This is a genomic window from Afifella pfennigii DSM 17143 (genome assembly GCF_000688515.1).
Classification (GTDB): Bacteria; Pseudomonadota; Alphaproteobacteria; order Rhizobiales; family Afifellaceae; genus Afifella; species Afifella pfennigii.
In genome coordinates, this window is sequence record NZ_JHZK01000030.1 from 24,071 (window position 1) to 41,541 (window position 17,471).

Genomic DNA, 17,471 nt, shown 5'->3' on the forward strand with positions numbered 1-17,471 from the left:
GTCCGGCGCGCAATGCCTGCGCCGCCGACTTGAGGTCGATCCTACGGCAGGAATCCCTCGAAGGTGATCTGCGCGCCATGCCGCCGCGATGCCTCCGCCTCCGCCGGCGACCTGACGGTCCAGGAGATGAGGGCGCGGTCTTGGTGGAGCTCGCGGTAGGCGGGGGCGAAATGGGCAAGGTCGGCGAGACGGCAGGAGGCGAAGTCGAGCTTCAGCCGCGCCATCGTGGCAAGATGGGCGGCGACGCTCTCCGCCTCGCCCGTCAGCGTCAGGCCGACAGGCGCTTCAAGGCCCGCCCGGCGCACATCCTGGAGGAGGAGCGGGTCGAAAGACATGACGCCGACGGGGCCGTCATAGCCGGCGAGCACGGCCGCCACCCGCTCGGCGAAGCCGGCATTCTCGCCCGCCACGCTCTTCAGTTCCAGGACGAGCGGCACCCGTCCCACGACGAGATCAAGCAGCTCCTGCAGGCTCGGCACCCCTTCCTCCGTGCCGAGAAGACGCAGCAGGGAGATCTCCGCCAGTGAGCTTTGGCGGATTTGTCCTTCCGCGCCCGTCAGGCGTCTGAGGGATTCGTCGTGAAACACCATCGGCTCGCCCTCGCGCGAGGGCTGCAGGTCGCATTCGATGGCGTAGCCGCGCTCCATCGCCGCCTTGAAGGCTGCGAGCGAGTTCTCCGGCCGCCGAACCCGGTCCCGGCCGCCGAGCGCCCCGCGCTGCTGGCCTCGCAGCATGTCGTGCAGGCCCCGATGCGCGATGGGCCGCTGAACGAGGCCGTCGGCGGCAAGCATCAGGCGAGCGCGATGATGGCGTCGACCTCCACAGCCGCGTCGAGCGGCAGCGAGGCGACGCCGACGGCCGCGCGCGAATGCGCCCCGCGCTTGCCGAGCACTTCGGCGAAGAGGTCGGAAGCGCCGTTGATGACGAGGTGCTGCTCGCTGAAGCCGGGCGCGCTCGCCACGTAGCCGGTGATCCGCAACAGCGCGCCGAGCCTCTCCAGGTCGCCGTCGAGCCCCGCCTTGGCCTGGGCGAGAACGTTGATGGCGCAAAGCCGCGCCGCCTCCTGGCCGGCTGCGACATCAAGTCCCGCGCCGAGCTTGCCGGTGAGCGCCAGCTTTCCTTCCTTCATCGGCAGTTGGCCGGAGATGAGAAGAAGCTCGCCATGCCGCCGCCAGGGCAGGTAGTTGGCGGCCGGCGGCGCCGCTTGCGGCAACACGATGCCCATCTGGCTCAGTTTTTCGGCAATGCCCATCCTCTTCTCCCATCCGCGATGCGCCTTGCGCCTCTCGCCGGTTGATTTTCTGCTCGCCGCTGCCATTCTCGGCAGCCAAGCGCCTTGCGCCGCGCTTTCGCCGCACTCCTCGATTTGAAGGCTCCGATGCTGAGGATACCGTTCGCCCGCCCTCTTGCCGGCATCGCCGGCCTGTTTCTCTTGACGGCTGCCACGCCCCTGCCGGCTCCGCAGCAGGAGACGGCGCCCGTGCCGCATCGCGCCGTCTACGACATCCGCCTGGCGGAGTCGACGGATGCCTCCGGCATCGACGATGCCCGCGGCCGCATGGTCTTCGAGGTCTCCGGCAATGCCTGCGAGGGTTTTTCCATGACCCAGCGCCTCGTCGTCAATCTGATCGGCGGCGAGGAGGGCGACCGGCTGCTCGATTTCCGCGTCTCCACCTTCGAGGGCGGCGATGGCCAGCTCTACCGCTTCGCCTCGCGCACCTATCTCAACGACAGGATCATCGAGGATGTGGAGGGCGTGGCCCGGCGCGAGGATGGCCGGGTTGTGGTGGATCTGTCGATGCCGCATGCCAAGACGGTGGAGTTCAAGAAGCCGCCGCTGTTTCCCGGCCAGCATCTCAACGCGCTTCTGACGGCCGCGCGCGCCGACCAGCGTTTTCTGTCCAGCACCATCTACGAGGGCTCCGGCACCGGCGAGCGCACCGATACGGCGAGCGCCATCATCGGCCTTCCGGGCAAGGCCGGCGGGCCTGGTCCGGATGCGCCCGGCGCGCCGCAAAGCCCGCTGATGCACGGCATGCATTGGCCGGTCTCCATCGCCTATTTCAACGAGGAGAGCGAGGATCCGGACGCTCTCGGCGAGGAGGTGCCAGCCTACCAGATGAGCTTCACGCTCTACGAGAACGGCGTCACCCGCAACCTCGTCATGGATTACGGCGATTACGTCCTGTCCGGCGAGCTTCAGGGCATCGAGGAATTGGCGACGACGCCCTGCAGCCATTAGCGGTTTCAACCTCGGCGCGTCCCGCGCCTTTTTTGGGGGGCCGTGGCCGGTTCAAGGTCCGCGACCGTGGCGGGCATGCGCTTCCGCACGATGATGAGGAGCGCTCGGCGACACGGACCGCCACCTGGCGCCGTTCGCCCGCGCGCGGCGAAGCGATTGGGCGCCGCCGGGAACATCGCGCCCGGCCGATTTTTTCCTGATCCATGCGTGCAAGGCCGGTTAGGCTGACCTCGTCGATTCGGCCGGTTTTCTCGGCCAATTCGGCAAAGGTTTGGGACGAGGCGAGGGCGGCGATGGCGATGTTGCCTGCTTACGCGAACGAGTGTTCGTGGATGGGTGGATTTGCCGGAAATTTACAGCAGATTAGCTTTTCAAATAAGAATACGTTTGGGGAACGGTCAAGGTCGGCTTGAGTGCGTGTTTTGTCTTTGAAGCGAAGGAGAAAGTGTATGAATCGACTTGTGCGGCTTGCAGGACTGGCGAGCTGTTTGACCATGGTGGCCCCGATCCCCGCCCTCGCGCAGGAGGTCGCCGATCGCATCTTTACGGGCGGTCCGGTGATCACCATGGACGATAGCCTGCCGGTGACGGAGGCGATCGCGGTCAAGGACGGGCGCATTCTCGCCGTCGGTCCGCAAGACGAGGTGATGCAACATCGCGGCGAGGCGACGGCGGTGACGGAGCTCGACGGCCGCGCCCTTCTGCCCGGTTTCTTCGATGCCCACGGTCATGTCTTCCTGGGCGGCCTGCAGGCCCTGTCGGCCAATCTTCTCGCCCCGCCCGATGGCGAGCTCACCGACATCGCCTCTCTGCAGCAGGTGATCCGCGACTGGATCGAGGCCAATGGCGAGGTCGTCGAGGAGTACAATCTCATCATGGGCTTCGGCTACGACAACGCGATCCTTGCCGAGCACCGCCATCCGACGAAGGAGGATCTGGACGCCATCTCCAGCGACATTCCGATCTACATCGTCCACCAATCGGCGCATTTCGGCGTAGCCAATTCCAAGGCTCTGGAGATCGCCGGCATCACTTCCGATACCCCCGATCCGGTCGGCGGAGTGATTCGCAAGGGGCCGGACGGCGAGCCGAACGGCGTGCTTGAGGAGATGGCGCACGGCCCGGTTCTGGTGAAACTGCTGAGCCAGCTCGGCACGGAGGGCGCCAAGGCGCTGGCCCGCGGCGGCGCCGAGCTTTGGACGAGCTTCGGCTACACGACCGCCGAGGAAGGCCGCTCCATCCCCGCCATCGTCGAGATTTTGCGCGAAGTCGGTGCCGAGGGCGACTTCAAGATCGACGTTCTCACCTATCCGGACGTGCTCGTCGACCGCGACTTCATCAAGGAAAATGTCAGCCGCGAATACGAGAACCACGTGCGCGTTGCGGGAGCGAAGCTGACCATCGACGGCTCGCCCCAGGGCTTCACCGCCTGGCGCGATCGCCCCTATTACGATCCGGTCGGCGATTATGAGCCGGGCTATGTCGGCTACGCCGCCGCCCCCAACGAGGACATCATCGACGCGGTGGAATGGGCCTACGAGAACGGCATTCAGATCGTCACCCATTCCAACGGCGAGGCGGCCTCCGATCTGTTTCTCGCCGCGCACGAGGCGGCCCAGAAATCCCATCAGGACGCCGGCGATCTGCGCCCGGTGCTGATCCACGGCCAGTTCCTGCGCGAGGATCAGGTCGACGCCTTGAAGCGCAACAACATCATCTCCTCGCTGTTTCCCATGCACACCTTCTATTGGGGGGACTGGCACCGCGACCACACGGTCGGTCCCGAGCTCGCTGACAGCATTTCGCCGACGGGCTGGCTGCGCAAGCGCGGCATGATCTTCTCCAGCCACACCGACGCCCCCGTCGCCTTTCCCGATTCCATGCGGGTTCTGGACGCGACCGTCACCCGGCGCTCGCGCTCCGGCGACATCATCGGCCCCGATCAGCGCGTCGACGTGATGACGGCGCTGAAGGCGATGACCATCTGGCCGGCCTATCACCATTTCGAGGACGACCGGAAAGGCTCCCTGGAGGTCGGCAAGCTCGCCGATCTGGTGATTTTGTCGGGCGATCCGCTGAGCATCGATCCGGAGACGCTGGATAGCCTGGAGGTGGTCGAGACGATCAAGGAAGGCACGACGGTCTATTCCGCCTCCGCCGAATAGGCGGAGAAATGCCGCGGCGTCGCCTGAAAGGGCGGCGCCTGGTAGGACCGAAGAAATCTGCGGCATCGCCTGAAAGGGCGGCGCCTGGTAGGACCGAAGAAAGCTGCGGCGTCGCCTGAAAGGGCGGCGCCTGGTAGAACCGAAGAAAGCTGCGGCGTCGCCTGAAAGGGCGGCGCCGCAATCTCCTGGCGGCCTTTTCGTCCGCGAGGGGACCGCGGAAAGGCGGCTGCGGAAATCTCTCGTCACCGCCGATGATGCGATTGGCATGGACAGGGCGATGCCGTTCCGCTTTTCACCTTGCGGCACGGCCGGCCGGGGCCTACTTTCCCGCCGTCATCCACGGGTTCGGGGCATAGCGCAGTCTGGTAGCGCACCTGCTTTGGGAGCAGGGGGTCGCAGGTTCGAATCCTGCTGCCCCGACCATTCAACTCATTGAAAAGAAATCGTTTCTCGGATGGTTGATGTCATCGGACAATCGACCGCCAACGACACCGCCAACGACACCGCCAACGACACCGCCAACGACACCGCCAACGACACCGACAACGAAACTGACGACGTTTCGCAGGCTCCGGTTTTCGGGACGGCATGGTCGCCCTTCTCCCAGTACCCCTTCTCTGCGCCGCGGCAGCGCCGGGAGCCAAAGGGCTCAGACCACCGCGAATCGGGTATCGCCGCAGGCTGGAATCTGCGGCCCGGCGCGCCGCTTCGTCCGCCGCACGACGTGGCTCTTGCGGCGCGGGTCTCGTCCTTCACCGGCGCGCGAAGTTGATCGGCACGGTGAAGGTCATCGAGCTGCGACCGACCTCGGCGGGAATGGGCGGAAAGGGCGAGGCCCGCCGCACCATGGCGACGGCCGCCTCATCGAGCGCGGCATCGCCGGAACCGGCGACGAGGCGCAGGCCTTGCGCGTTGCCGGAGGCGCTCAGCGTGAAGCGCACCGTCGCCGTGCCGTTCCGGCGGGCACCGGGGGGAAAGCGCTTGTGGCGGGCGAGATGGGCATAGACGCGGCTGTTATAGCTTGAAAGGGCGCGCCGATTTGGGCCGGGATCGCGCGGCCCTTCCCGCCCGGCGACGGCACCGGCGGAAGCCGCCTTGCGGCGCTGGGAGGCCGCCTTGCGCTCGGCGGCCCGCGCGGTGGTTTGCCGGCGTTCGCGTGCCTCGGCCTTGGCGCGCTGGATCTCGGCGATCCGGCGCGCCTCCTGGCGCTTCTGCCGCCGGTATTCGGCGAGCGCCTCTTCAGGCACCTCGTCCGGCCGCGCCCTTGGCATGGGCGTTTCGGCAAGCGGTTCAAGCTCGATCGCTTCGGTGACGGTTTGAAGCGGGTCGGCGACGGGCGGCATCGGGGCGGTCTCTTCCGGGGCGGCTTGCGTCCAAGTCTCTTGCATCAGGACCTCCGAAAGCTCCTCCGGCGCCACCTCGGCGGGGACTTCCGCTTCGCGCGCCTGCCCGACGTCGTCCGGGGCGACAGCCGGAACCTCCACCGGCGTCAAGGGGGCGAGGTCCCTAGGCGCGACCTCGGAGAGCTCGGCGAAATCCCGCATCTCTTCGGCATCCTCGGCTGTGTCGGCCTCCGAGAGCTCCTCAACGGCTGGGGCGTCCTCGCTTGTCGGCAGAAGGAGCGTGGCCTCCGCAATGCCGGCGACGGCCTCTGGCCGGCCGCCCCCGCCATCGGCAGATACCGCCGCGTGGGCGAAGTAGAGCAGGACGCCGAGATGCAAAAGCGCTGCGCCGCCGACGGCGAGGCTCCATCGCAGGCGTTCCGCTCTCACCTTGCGCTCCCGCGGATGGTGATGATGTCGACCTTGCTGACGCCTGCCTCGCTGAGGCGGGAAAGTACCGGGCGCAAGGTCTGCATGGAAAGCGCCCGGTCGAGGACGAGCGGCAGCGGCTCCCCAGCCATGCGCGCCTCGGCGAGGCGGGTCTTGAGAGCCTGTGCGGAGGCCGGACCGTCGCGCAGACAGATGACGCCGGCATGGTCGACATAGACGGCATCGGCCGGGATGGCTGGCGCGGCCTCGCCGGCCCCCTCGATGTAGCGCAGGGGGGCGGCCGGCGTCGGCATCAGCGTGCCGGCCAGCAGGAAGAAGATGAGCATGAGGAAGACGACGTTGATGAGCGGCACGAGTTCGTCGGCGGCTCGGGATGGCGCTTGCCTGGCGAACTTCATGGCCGGCCTCAGGGAACGAGCACGACCGGGCCGATGGCGGCCCGGCGCGCCTCGTCGATCGCTTCCACCACATCCTGGGCGACGGCCCGCGGCGAGGCTCTGACGACGATGCGCCAGGAACCGTCCTCGCGGCCCGCTTTCAGTGCCTCGGCGAGGCGATCCTTCTCAACGGCGATGCCGTCGATGGCATAGCCGGCATCCTCCGCGACGGAGAGGAGCACGTTCCTGCGCTCGCCCGTCGCCGCCGGCCCGCTCCCTTCGTGCGCCAGCGACACGTCCACCGCGCCGAAACGGGCGAAGGTGGAGGCGAGCATGAAGAAGAGGAGAAGCAGGAAGACGACGTCGATGAGCGGCGTCATGCTGATGGCGCGTCGGCGCGGGCGATGCCGGTCAATGCGCATGGGCGAGCTCGCCCAGATGGGGCTTCAGCGCCGGCGCCTTCTCGCCTGCGACCTGCGCCGCCGCCTCGCTGGAAACCAGGACAGATGTCGCAAGGCTCTCCATCGACTGGCGCTCGCCCTCGATCCGCCCCTCGAACCAATGCAGGGCAAGGTTGCAGGGGATGGCGACGGCAAGGCCGACGGCCGTGGTCAGAAGCGCCACCCAGATGCCGCCGGCGAGCATCGCCGGATCGACGTTAGGGCCGGCATCCTGGAGCACCCGGAAAGCTTCGATCATGCCGAGGATGGTGCCGAAGAGGCCGAGCAAGGGCGAAACCTGTGCAATGGCTTCAAGACCCCGCAGATAGCTGCGGAGCGTATGCAACGCTTCTCCGCCGAGCCGCTCCACCTCCTCGCGCAGGAGCGGGCTGGGCATGTCGGCGAGAGCAAGGCGCATCGCGGCCGAAACGACGGCGGCTGTCGGCCCTTCCAGGCGCTCGGCCTCCGCGAGCGCCTCCGGCCTTTCTCCGCGCCGCCACAGCGCGACCGCGCCCGCGATCCTGGCGCGTCGCCGGCCGCCCAGCGGCAGGATGTCGGCAAGTTTCTTCAAAATGATGGCAAGGCCGGCAACGGAAAGGACGAGAAGAATCACGACCACCGGCCCGCCGAGAGCGAGAAAGTCGGTGAGCGGGGACAGGTCGTAGCCCAAGAGAAGCGTCGGCTCCGGCGCCGCCTCCAGGGGCGGCGGCGCGCCGGCGGCCGGGTCGGGCAGGGGGGGCGCCGGCGGGGAGGGGGCGGCCTCCGGGGCCGTGGCTGCCCCGTCCGCGGGGGCGCTCGCGGCATCTGTCGGCATCTTCGATTCCGATTGCGCCAGCCTCAAGGGCGGTTGCGCAACAAGCGTTCCGCTCTCCGGCATAGGGACTACTCCGCCTCCGCCGCGGCAGCCTTGCGGTCGGCCTGCGTCAGGACGAGGCCGGCTTGCGTGCGGCTGGAGGGCGCAAGGTGTTTCAGGCAGATGGCCGGGTCGAGCCCTTCACCCTTGCAGGCGACAACGTCGTTGATGAGGAGGAAGCCGACATCCTCGCAGGCCATGCCGGAAAGCTCGTATTGCGAGACGCGGATCTTGCCGGGGATCAGCGGCTGCGACTTCAGGACAAGGAAGCGCGAGGCGCCGCCATCTCGGTCGAAGAGCACGGTCTCCAATTCCAATGCCTCAAGCGTCACCTCAAGCCCGTTGGTGTAGACGAGCGATATGCGGCAGGCATCGCCGCTGGCCTGCAGGCTGTTGAGCTCCACGGCGATGCCTGCGCTATCGGCTGCCGAAGCGGTCGCGGCGGCAAGGCAAAGGCCGGCCGCGAGAAAAGCGTGTCTCGCCGGGTAAACTGGGCCGATGCGCACGGTGGCTCTCCCTGTGCTTGGTCGAAAAGGCGCCCGCCTGGGCCGCGCGGAAGCTCCCGGCCTCCTTGTTGCGGAAGTCGCTATATAACCTGACAAATAAAGTCAACTTTTCGGCCGTCGGATGAAGATGCCGAAAAAGAGCGGGTCGAATCCCCCCGCCACGGCGATCATATCGAAGGCGGAGGTCGGGCTGAAGCGCACCCTTGCCGCCCCCTGCGGCAGGTTCGGAATCGGCGCAGGTGTCCTGCAAGCGCTTCCCTCCGGTCTGTCGAAGCCCGTCTATGGAAGGCGTCACGCCGCGACCGGCGCAAGTTCCGCGCGCAGGGCATCGAAGGCGGCGACCTGTTCAGGCAGGAGCTGTCGCCTCTCGTCGCGGCCGAGATAGATCTTGAACATGCAGGCGCCGTCCTTGCCGTAGAACTGCACCGACTTCGTCTCGCTGTCGAAGAGCTTGCGGCTGACGAAGGCGATCGTCGCGCAGGCGTTTGCCCGGATGTGCCCGCCAAGCGGCTTGCCGTGGAGATTGAAGAAGCCCTTCGCTTCCGATCCCTTCGGCACTTCCGCCTTCACCTCCAAGATGACGTCGCCGGTATTGACGATGAAGGTGACTTCGCCCCAGCCGGTGACGTCCTCAATGACGCGCGCGAAATGCGTGCCCGGCACGATGACGGCCTGCCCCTCCGGCAGGCTTGCCACAACCTCCGCCGTGCTGCAGCCTGCCGCGCGGGCGATGTCCTCCAGCGCTGCTGCGGGTTGGTCGAGTATTGCTTGCCTCAGGCGGGCGCGGTCGTTGTCACTCAAGGTCATGCCGTTTCTCCTGTGATGCGGCTGGGTGTGGAAAATCGCGAAAAGGAAGAGAACCGGGAAAGGCGCTACGGCACCGCCCGCCCGACAGGGCGCAGGCTCTGCCCAAGCCAATCCAGCAGATTCTGGGTCAGGGTCGCTTGCCAGAAGCTGCCGGCGACGGTGAGATCGAGCCAGTCCTCGCTGATCTCCACCAGGCCCGCCCGCTGCCACTGCCCGATCAAGGGGCCGAGAACGGCGTCGGCATTGAGCCCCGCGCGCCGCCGCAATTCCTCCTTCAGCCACGGCAAGTTCAGATGGCGGCGTTCCATGCCGCCCTTGATACGGTTGAAGAGGTCGGTATGCGGGGCCTGGCGGGCCAGATGGCCGAGCGGGGCCTCGCTGCGTTCGATGGCCGTCTGGAAAGCGGTCACGTCGCGGGTGATGCTGTAGGAATGGCCGTGCACATTGCCGCCGGCCCCGGCGCCGAAGGCGAGGCAGCTGGCGCCGCCCTTGACGAGGAGGTTGTAGAGATTGCGCTCGCGGGTCGTGGAGCGCCAATGTGTGGTGGAGACAGCTTCCCAGCGCGCATCCTCCAGGAGCTCCACGGCGCGGGCGTAGTAGCCGCCAAGAGCCTCGCGCGCCGTCGGTGCGAATTTGCCCTTTTCGATCGCCGTCAGCAGCGGGGTGCCGGGTATGAGCTTCAGCGAGTAGATGTCGATGCCGTCGAGGCTAAGGGCACAGGCGATGCGCAGATCCCTCTCCCACATCTCCATCGTCTGGCCGGGAAGGCCGTAAATGAGATCGGCGACGATGGCGCCGCGATCGGCGAGGATGAGGCTGTCGATGAAGCGCAGAAGCTCCTCGCGCGTGGTTTTCCGGCCGAGCGAGCGGCGCAGCCTGGTATCGAAGCTCTGCACGCCCAGGGAGACCCGGTTGGCCCCGGCATCGAAGATCGCTTCCACCTTGTCGGGAGTGAAGTTGTAGGCGCGGCCTTCCACCGTGATCTCGCAATCGGGCGCGAGCGGCAGGTGCTGTCGGGCGGCCTCGATGAGATGCGCGAGGTCGCGGGCGGCCAGCGCCGTCGGCGTGCCGCCGCCGAAGTAAAGGGCGTGGATCGGACCCTGTGCCTGGTAGGGCCGCTCGCCGTCTGTCGCCAAGTGCTCGGCCACCGCACGCAGGTAACGCGCGCCGTCCTCCGGCCGCCAGGCATTGCGATAGAAGCCGCAGAAAAGGCAGTGGTTCTCGCAGAAGGGGATGTGGAGATAGGCGACGCTCTTGCCCTGGCGCGGTCTTCGGCTCAGCGCCTGCCAGGTGCAGGCGCGCTCCGCTTCGGCAATGGGCACCATACCGACGGAAGGGTGCACCGGCCGGCTTGCCGAAAAGGCTTGGGCGAGCGGCACGCCGTCCTCGCGGGCAAAGAATTCCTCAATAGGTCGTATCTGCATGGGTGAGCCCTCCGAGCCTCAACTTTCGGGATGGGGCCGGCCGCAGCGGCCGGCCCCGCTCCTCGCTCAGCCGCCGAAACGCAGGGTCGCGGCCAGCTTCACGCTGAGACCCGGCTCGTGGACGATGGAGGTCGTCGTCGCGTTGAGCGGGTTGGCGTAGCGCACGTCGAAGAGGTTCTCGGCGCGCAAGGATGTGCTGAAGTTCTCGTTGACGTCGTACTGCGCGAAGGCGTTCACAAGCGTGTAGTCCTTGGCGAAGGTGGCGCTGTCGGGCGCCACGTGGTGCTCCACCTCACCGCCGAAGCTGAGGCGCTCCTCTAGGAGGCGGAAGCCGAGATGGCCGCCGAATTTGCTGGAGGGCAGGGTGGTGATGTCCTCCTTCGCGCCCTCGGCGACGCGGTAGCCTTCGGTGAAGGAGGCATTGGCGCCGGCGAAGACCCAGCCGGCGTCGTAGGTGCCCTCCAACTCCCAGCCCCACAGCTTGGCCTTGGCGAAGTTCTGGTATTGGAAGCAGATCGGCGCGTAACTGCCGGTGCGGAAGAGGTCGGCGCGCAGCGGGCATCCGCTCGTCGGATCGAAGGGCGACAGCTGCTGCCCGTCGATGAAGTCCTCCACGTTGTTGCGGTAGTAGGCGGCCTTGATGCGCAGCCGGTCGTCGGGGCGGAAGAGCCCGTCGCGGCGGTAGTTCACCCCCAGCTCCCAGGTCTTGCCGACCTCCGGTTCAAGGTCCGGATTGGGCAGGAACGGGAAGACGACGCCGGAAGGATGAAGGCCGCTGATGAGGGTCTCGCTGAGGGTGGGCGAGCGGTAGCCTTCCGCGTAGGTGCCGTAGATTTTGAGGCCGCCCCACGCTTCGCCGGAGAAGGGCGAGACGCCGAGGGTCAGCCGCGGCGACAGGCGCTCACCGGAGCTCTCGGCATTCGTCCCGCTCAGCTCGTAGCTGTCGTAGCGCAGACCGGCGATCGCCTCGAACCAGCCGATGCCGAGCTTTTCCTGGATATAGGCGCCCCAGGTCTGGCGCGAGCCGGAGGGGGTGTAGAAGTCGCTGCCGCCGAGCGGCGAGGAGGTGACGACCTCGTCCTTCAACCAGTCGCCGCCATAGGTGAGCTCGTGCGAGGCCATGCCGGTCTCAAAGCGCGACGTGTTCCACAGGTCGATCCCATAGGTGTCGAGGTCGTAGTTCGTCTTGGCGCCGGCCGGGATGGTGACCGGCCGTCCGGTATCGACGTCGAACTGCCCGACGGCCGCCCGGTAGGTCTGTTCCAGCCGCGCCATGTTGAGTGAGGTGTTGAGATGCAGGTCCAGCCAGCTCTCCTGCGCGTCGGTGACATGGTAGCGGCCGGTGAAAGTGTTCTGCGCAAGGTCGAGGTCCGAATTGCCTGAGCGCTCCGACCAGCCGTCGTCGGTCCCGATCCAGCCGAGCTTCACCTCGCTGTTGTCGGTAGGGCGGATGGAGGTCTTCACCATGCCGCTCAAGACGTCGAAGCCGGTATGGGGAACGGCGATGCCCGCGCCGTCCTCGTAGGAACCGTAGTCGCGCCAGACGATGTTGCCGAGCACGTCGATGTTCTCGTTGATGCGCGCCGCGCCGATGGCGCTCGTCGTCCAGCCGTCGCCGTTGCTCTCGTACTGGCCCGTCCCGGCGAAGGCCCATCTCTCCCAGTCGCGCAGGAAGTCGGAGGCGTCCTTGGTCTCGAACATCACCACGCCGCCGATCGCGCCCGAGCCGTAGGTGTTGGCGACCGGCCCGCGGATCACCTCCGCCTGCTGCAGAAGCAGCGGGTCGATCCAAAAGACGCTCTGCGTGCCATGGCCGGAGCGCTGGAAATTCTGCCGCGCGCCGTCGACGATCACCTGCACCCGCCCGAAATCCTGCAGGCCGCGGATATTGATGGAGGAATTGCTGCGCTTGGCGTCGGCCTGAATGCTGATACCCGGCACGTCGCGGAAGAGGCCGAGCGGCGTCGTCGCCATCTTGCGCGCAATCGCCTCCTCGTCGACGACGCTGACGGAGGCCATGCTCTCGATCGCCGTCTCGCCGGTACGGCTGATGACCGAGATCGGATCGAGGAGGACCGCCTCGCCGCTCGCCGGCACTGGCGTCGGAGGGGTCGCCTCCTGTGCGCCGGCCTGCGGCGCCAGCGCAAGCACGGCCGCTCCCACAAGCAGGGCTTGAAGAAGGGCTTGCCGCGCGCTCCGCGCGGCGGTCCGGTTCATGACGGCCCCAATATGCAGCACGCTGCCGCTTCCTCGCATGACCTCGATTCCTTTCGCTTGTGCCAAAAACATGATTTCAAAAATCATATTTTGTAGGGGCGTATAAAACATGATATTTGGAGTCAAGATTTCTGGCGCGAGACGCCGACAGGCACAGGGAGAGTTGCTGAAATGCATCAGTTGCGAAGGGGTGGAACCGTTGTCGGGAAGATTGCCAGCGGCCTGAAGCCCGTGGCGCTTGTGCTTGCGATCGCCGCTCTCGCCGGGACCGGGGTGCCCTCGCGCGCTTCGGCGCAGGAGGCAGGCAATCTTCCCGCCGACGCGAAGTTCGTTTCCATCGGCGGTTCGGTGACGGAGATCGTCTATGCGCTCGGCGAGGAGGATCGCCTTGTCGCTCGCGATACCACGAGCACCTATCCGGCGGCCGCGAAGGAACTGCCGGATGTCGGCTATATGCGCCAGCTCTCGCCGGAAGGCGTGCTCTCCGTCGGTCCCGAGGCCATCCTGTCGATCGCCGGCAGCGGTCCCCCGGAGACGATGCTGGTTCTGCAACGGTCCGGCATACCGGTCGTGACCATCCCGGAGGGTCACAGCGCCGAGGGCGTCGTGGCGAAGATCGAAAAGGTCGGGGCGGCGCTCGGCGTGGAAGACAAGGCGGACGCGCTTGCCCGCACCGTTCAAGCGGAGTTTCGCCGTTTAGGCGAGGAGGTTTCCGCCATCCCGGAGCGCAAGCGCGTCCTCTTCATCCTCTCCATGCAGGGCGGCAAGGTGCTGGCGGCCGGCACCGGCACGGCCGCCGACGCCATGATCCGGCTTGCCGGCGCCCGCAACGCCGTAACGGATTACGCCGGCTACAAGGCGCTGACCGACGAGGCGCTGATTGAGGCCGCGCCGGACGCCATCTTGATGATGGATCGCGGCGAGGCGGACGAAGATGCGGCGCAGATCCTCGAGAGCCCTGCGCTGAAGGCCACACCGGCGGGCGAGGCGGGCAAGCTCATCCGCATGGACGGGCTCTATCTCCTCGGCTTTGGCCCGCGCACCGCCGACGCGGCGCGCGACCTCGCTGCCGCCCTCCATGGTGAAGTGGCGCTCCGCTAGGCGCGGCAAGCGAAGGATCCATCGATGTCAGCCGATCTTTCCATCGCCTCGCCAGGCTTTCGACGCCGCCCTTGCATTGCTGGCGATCGCTCCTTCCTGGCAAAAGCTACGATTGCAGGGCTTGTCGTCGCCTTCGCCGCGACGTTTCTCTTCAGCCTGACGGCCGGCGCTTCCGACGCCTCGCCGTTGCCGCTCCTGCGCGATCTGCTCCTTGCGGGCGGGGAGGGTGTCAGCCAGCACGAGCGCATCATCATCGGCGACATCCGCCTGCCGCGGGCGATCCTGGGCAGCCTGGTCGGGGCGGCGCTTGCCGTCTCCGGGGCGGTCATGCAGGGGCTGTTTCGCAACCCGCTCGCCGATCCCGGCCTTGTCGGCGTCTCGGCCGGGGCGGGCCTGGGCGCCATCACCGTCATCGTCCTCGGCAGCACTCTCCTCGGCCCGGCCATCGCCCTTTTCGGCATCTTCGCGCTGCCGCTGGCCGCCTTCTTCGGCGGCCTCCTCTCCACCCTCATCCTCTACCGCGTGGCCACGCGCCGGGGTCAGACCTCGATCGCCACCATGCTTCTGGCCGGCATCGCGCTGGCCGCGCTCGCCGGCGCGCTATCGGGCGTTCTCATCTTTCTCGCCGACGACGCGCAGCTTCGCGATCTCACCTTCTGGGGCCTGGGCTCGCTTGCCGGCGCCACCTGGAGCAAGATCGCTGCGGCCGGGCCGATCATCGTCCTCGCCCTCATGGCCACGCCCTTCCTCGCCCGTTCCCTCAACGCGCTTTCGCTCGGCGAGGCGAGCGCTCACCATCTCGGCATTCCGGTGCAGCGCATGAAGATGATCGCCATCACCTCGGTCGCGGCGGCGGTGGGGGCCTCGGTGGCCGTCAGCGGCGGCATCGGTTTCGTCGGCATCGTCGTGCCGCATCTCTTGCGTCTCGCGATCGGTCCGGACAACCGCTACCTCATTCCCGCCTCGGCATTGCTCGGCGCGGTGCTCCTGCTTCTCGCCGACGCGGTGAGCCGCACCATCGTCGCCCCGGCCGAGTTTCCCATTGGCATCGTCACGGCCGCCGTCGGCGCGCCCTTCTTCTTGTGGATTCTCTTGCGTCGGCGCGGCGTGCTCGATCTGTGAGGCGGCGATGATCGAGGTGGAGGATTTGAAGGTGCGGTTCGGGCGCCGCGACATCCTTTCCGGCGTCTCGCTCACGGCCGCGGCGGGCGAAGTCACCGCCATCGTCGGGCCGAACGGCTCCGGCAAGACGACGCTACTGCGTGCCGTCGACGGCGAGATCGCCTCCACCGGCCGCATCGCCATCAACGGCCGCGATCGCCGCGCCATGCGGCCCTGGGAGCTGGCTCTTCTGCGCGGCGTCCTGCCCCAGAAGACGGCGCTCTCCTTCCCCTTCACGGTGCTGGAAATCGTGCGCCTCGGGCTCACGGGGAACGGCGCGCGGCTTCCGCCCGGCGAGGCGGAGCGCTTGCCTGAAGAGGCGCTGCGGCGGGTCGATCTCGCCGGCTTCTCCGGCCGTTTCTATCAGGAGCTTTCCGGCGGCGAGCAGCAGCGGGTGCAGCTTGCCCGCGTCTTGTGCCAGGTGTGGACGCCGGTCGTGGACGGCGAGCCGCGCTGGCTGTTTCTCGATGAGCCGGTCTCCAGCCTAGATATCAAGCATCAGCTCGGCATCATGGAGCTGGCGGCGGACTTCGCCCGCGCCGGCGGCGGCGTCATCGCCGTCCTGCACGACCTCAATCTTGCGGCCATGTTCGCCGACCGGGTGGTGATGATGAAACGGGGCGGCGTATGGGCGGCCGGGCCGCCGGGCGAGGTGTTGCGCGACGAGGTCCTGCACGAGGTCTTCGAGTGCCGGCTTTCCGTCGGGTCGGTGCCCCGGGCTGGCACGCCCTTCGTGCTGCCGCAATCGGCAAGCGGGGCCGAACGCCGCCGCGCCTGAAGCGGCCGGAGAGCTCGCCTTTTTGCGTCATGATTGCGGTCGCTTTCAAAGAGCGGCCTCGTGTGGCGGCAATCGTCTCCGCATCTGCGACCAGGAAAGGATATAAAAACATAAAGACATCTTTATATCTCTTGACAGGGGCGCTGCGCCTATCGCACACGTGGACCGTCGAGGTGCCCCGGCTTGCGAGCCGAGGCTAAGAGGGAATCCGGTGCGCCGAGAAGCAAGGCCGGAGCTGCCCCCGCAACTGTAAGCGGCGAGCCGAAGTCCACCAAAAGCCACTGAAGCGGCAAGCTTCGGGAAGGCCGGACGAGGCGCCGAGCCGCCAGCCAGGAAACCTGCCCCGACGAATGTGCAATGTCCTCGGGCGGGGTGTCCCGGAGGTCGCGGCCCGCTTTCAGCGTTCCCGTCCCGTCCCCCGTCCGTCCAGCCAACGGGGGTTACTCTTGGAAAAATTTCCGCTTCCCACAGCCACTTTGGGCGTCCCGCGCATCGGGTCGCGCCGCGAGCTGAAATTCGCACTGGAGAGCTACTGGGCCGGCAAGTCTGGTGCCGGCGCGCTCTTGAAGAAGGCCGCCGAGCTCAGAGCCGCGAACTGGGCCTATCAGGATACGATCGGAATCGACGACATCCCGTCGAACGATTTTTCTCTCTATGACCATGTCCTCGACACGGCCGTCATGGTCGGGGCCATCCCCGACATCTATGGCTGGGATGGCGGCGAGGTCTCGCTCGACACCTACTTCGCCATGGCGCGCGGCGGTGAGATCGACGGGCGGAGCGTGCCGGCCCTTGAGATGACGAAGTGGTTCGACACCAACTACCACTACATCGTCCCGGAGCTTGCGCCCGACCAGCGCTTCACGCTGGCCACCACCAAGCCGCTCGATGAATTCGCCGAGGCGAAGGCGCTCGGCTTTGCGACGCGTCCGGTCCTCCTCGGCCCGGTCAGCTTCCTGAAGCTCGCCAAGGCCAAGGAAGATGGCTTCGACACGCTATCGCTCCTGGAGGGCCTTCTGCCGGTCTACGGCCAGCTCCTCGACCGCTTCCGCGAGGCCGGGGTAGAATGGATGCAGATCGACGAGCCCTGCCTGTCGCTCGATGCCGATCCGGCGACGCAGAAGGCGCTGAAGCGCGCCTATGACGTGCTGGCGCCGACGCATCCCTATACGCCCATCATGCTCAACACCTATTTCGGCGGTTTGGGCGACAATCTCGATACGGCGCTCGGCCTGCCGGTCGGCGGTCTGCATCTCGACCTCACCCGCGGCGGCGACGAACTCGACCGCATCGTCGACAAGGCTCCGCCCTGCATGGTCCTCTCGCTCGGCGCCATCGATGGGCGGAATATCTGGCGCACCGATCTGGAAAAGCTGGTGGAGAGGCTGGAGCCGGTCATCGCCACGCGCGGCCGAGACCATGTGGAGATCGCTCCTTCCTGTTCGCTCCTGCACGTGCCGATCGACGTCGAACTGGAAGAAGGTCTCGATCCGGAGCTGAAAGGCTGGCTGGCCTTCTCCCGGCAGAAGATGGGCGAGATCGTCACGCTCGCCCGTGCGCTCGGAGAGGGCAGGGAGGCCGTCGCCGAAGCTTTGGCCGCTTCCAGCGCCGCCGTTGAAAGCCGCCGC

At 67.1% G+C, this 17,471-nt stretch carries 16 protein-coding genes, 1 tRNA gene, 1 pseudogene and 1 riboswitch; of the genes and pseudogenes, 8 read left to right on the forward strand and 10 right to left on the reverse strand.

Annotated elements, in window-relative coordinates:
- Nucleotides 1-41: 41 nt before the first annotated feature.
- On the reverse strand, nt 42-791 hold the full coding sequence (locus tag Q331_RS0116525) for a glycerophosphodiester phosphodiesterase family protein (RefSeq protein ID WP_026381588.1): 750 nt from the start codon (nt 789-791) through the stop codon (nt 42-44).
- Entirely contained in the window at nt 791-1,252 is a 462-nt protein-coding gene (locus tag Q331_RS0116530) for a RidA family protein (protein WP_026381589.1), read from the reverse strand. Before Q331_RS0116530 ends, Q331_RS0116525 begins: the two co-directional genes overlap by 1 nt.
- A 126-nt stretch (nt 1,253-1,378) precedes the next feature.
- On the opposite strand from Q331_RS0116530, the gene Q331_RS22210 reads away from it, so the two are divergent.
- The 4 genes from Q331_RS22210 to Q331_RS24065 all read left to right on the forward strand — a co-directional run bounded on the left by Q331_RS22210 (nt 1,379) and on the right by Q331_RS24065 (nt 5,179).
- Nucleotides 1,379-2,242: a cell envelope integrity EipB family protein gene (locus tag Q331_RS22210; RefSeq protein WP_156953388.1), complete on the forward strand. Its 864-nt coding sequence runs from the start codon at nt 1,379-1,381 to the stop codon at nt 2,240-2,242.
- A 449-nt stretch (nt 2,243-2,691) separates the two neighbouring features.
- Nucleotides 2,692-4,407, forward strand: a complete 1,716-nt coding sequence (locus Q331_RS22215; RefSeq protein WP_084175115.1) for an amidohydrolase — start codon at nt 2,692-2,694, stop codon at nt 4,405-4,407.
- Between the two features lie 346 nt (nt 4,408-4,753).
- Nucleotides 4,754-4,830, forward strand: a tRNA-Pro gene (locus tag Q331_RS0116545).
- Between the two features lie 31 nt (nt 4,831-4,861).
- Nucleotides 4,862-5,179, forward strand: coding sequence for a hypothetical protein (locus Q331_RS24065; RefSeq protein WP_026381590.1), 318 nt, complete (start codon nt 4,862-4,864; stop codon nt 5,177-5,179).
- Here Q331_RS24065 and Q331_RS23230 read toward each other — a convergent pair.
- The 8 genes from Q331_RS23230 to Q331_RS0116595 form a co-directional block, all read right to left on the reverse strand.
- Entirely contained in the window at nt 5,160-6,179 is a 1,020-nt protein-coding gene (locus tag Q331_RS23230) for an energy transducer TonB family protein (RefSeq protein ID WP_051631283.1), read from the reverse strand. The two genes, Q331_RS24065 and Q331_RS23230, sit on opposite strands and share 20 nt — an antisense overlap.
- Nucleotides 6,176-6,577, reverse strand: coding sequence for an ExbD/TolR family protein (locus Q331_RS23235; RefSeq protein ID WP_084175116.1), 402 nt, complete (start codon nt 6,575-6,577; stop codon nt 6,176-6,178). The genes Q331_RS23230 and Q331_RS23235 overlap by 4 nt, the downstream gene beginning before the upstream one ends.
- Before the next feature lie 8 nt (nt 6,578-6,585).
- On the reverse strand, nt 6,586-6,978 hold the full coding sequence (locus Q331_RS0116565; protein WP_026381591.1) for an ExbD/TolR family protein: 393 nt from the start codon (nt 6,976-6,978) through the stop codon (nt 6,586-6,588).
- Nucleotides 6,968-7,810, reverse strand: coding sequence for a MotA/TolQ/ExbB proton channel family protein (locus Q331_RS0116570; RefSeq protein ID WP_156953389.1), 843 nt, complete (start codon nt 7,808-7,810; stop codon nt 6,968-6,970). Before Q331_RS0116570 ends, Q331_RS0116565 begins: the two co-directional genes overlap by 11 nt.
- Nucleotides 7,811-7,878: 68 nt before the next feature.
- Nucleotides 7,879-8,355, reverse strand: a complete 477-nt coding sequence (locus Q331_RS22230; RefSeq protein ID WP_051631286.1) for a hypothetical protein — start codon at nt 8,353-8,355, stop codon at nt 7,879-7,881.
- 291 nt (nt 8,356-8,646) lie between these two features.
- A complete protein-coding gene (hutX, locus tag Q331_RS0116585; protein ID WP_026381593.1) occupies nt 8,647-9,162 on the reverse strand; it encodes a heme utilization cystosolic carrier protein HutX in 516 nt (171 codons plus the stop codon).
- 65 nt (nt 9,163-9,227) lie between these two features.
- The gene (gene hutW, locus Q331_RS22235; RefSeq protein ID WP_051631287.1) at nt 9,228-10,586 is read right to left on the reverse strand and encodes a heme anaerobic degradation radical SAM methyltransferase ChuW/HutW; all 1,359 of its coding nucleotides are present in this window, start codon (nt 10,584-10,586) and stop codon (nt 9,228-9,230) included.
- 66 nt (nt 10,587-10,652) lie between these two features.
- Nucleotides 10,653-12,737 carry a TonB-dependent receptor domain-containing protein gene (locus Q331_RS0116595; protein WP_322786513.1) on the reverse strand — a complete coding sequence of 695 codons (2,085 nt, stop codon included), beginning with the start codon at nt 12,735-12,737 and terminating at the stop codon, nt 10,653-10,655.
- A 297-nt stretch (nt 12,738-13,034) separates the two neighbouring features.
- Here Q331_RS0116595 and Q331_RS0116600 point away from each other — a divergent pair, with 297 nt between their 5' ends.
- From Q331_RS0116600 to Q331_RS0116615, 4 genes and pseudogenes are all read left to right on the forward strand, one after another.
- Nucleotides 13,035-13,904 (forward strand): heme/hemin ABC transporter substrate-binding protein, encoded by an 870-nt coding sequence (locus Q331_RS0116600; protein WP_245615711.1) that lies wholly within the window; start codon nt 13,035-13,037, stop codon nt 13,902-13,904.
- 24 nt (nt 13,905-13,928) lie between these two features.
- Nucleotides 13,929-15,026, forward strand: a complete 1,098-nt coding sequence (locus Q331_RS0116605) for a FecCD family ABC transporter permease (protein ID WP_026381596.1) — start codon at nt 13,929-13,931, stop codon at nt 15,024-15,026.
- 7 nt (nt 15,027-15,033) lie between these two features.
- The gene (locus tag Q331_RS0116610) at nt 15,034-15,843 is read left to right on the forward strand and encodes a heme ABC transporter ATP-binding protein (RefSeq protein WP_026381597.1); all 810 of its coding nucleotides are present in this window, start codon (nt 15,034-15,036) and stop codon (nt 15,841-15,843) included.
- A gap of 154 nt (nt 15,844-15,997) precedes the next feature.
- Nucleotides 15,998-16,203: riboswitch (cobalamin riboswitch) on the forward strand.
- Between the two features lie 86 nt (nt 16,204-16,289).
- Nucleotides 16,290-17,471: pseudogene (locus Q331_RS0116615) on the forward strand (5-methyltetrahydropteroyltriglutamate--homocysteine S-methyltransferase); the annotation flags it as partial.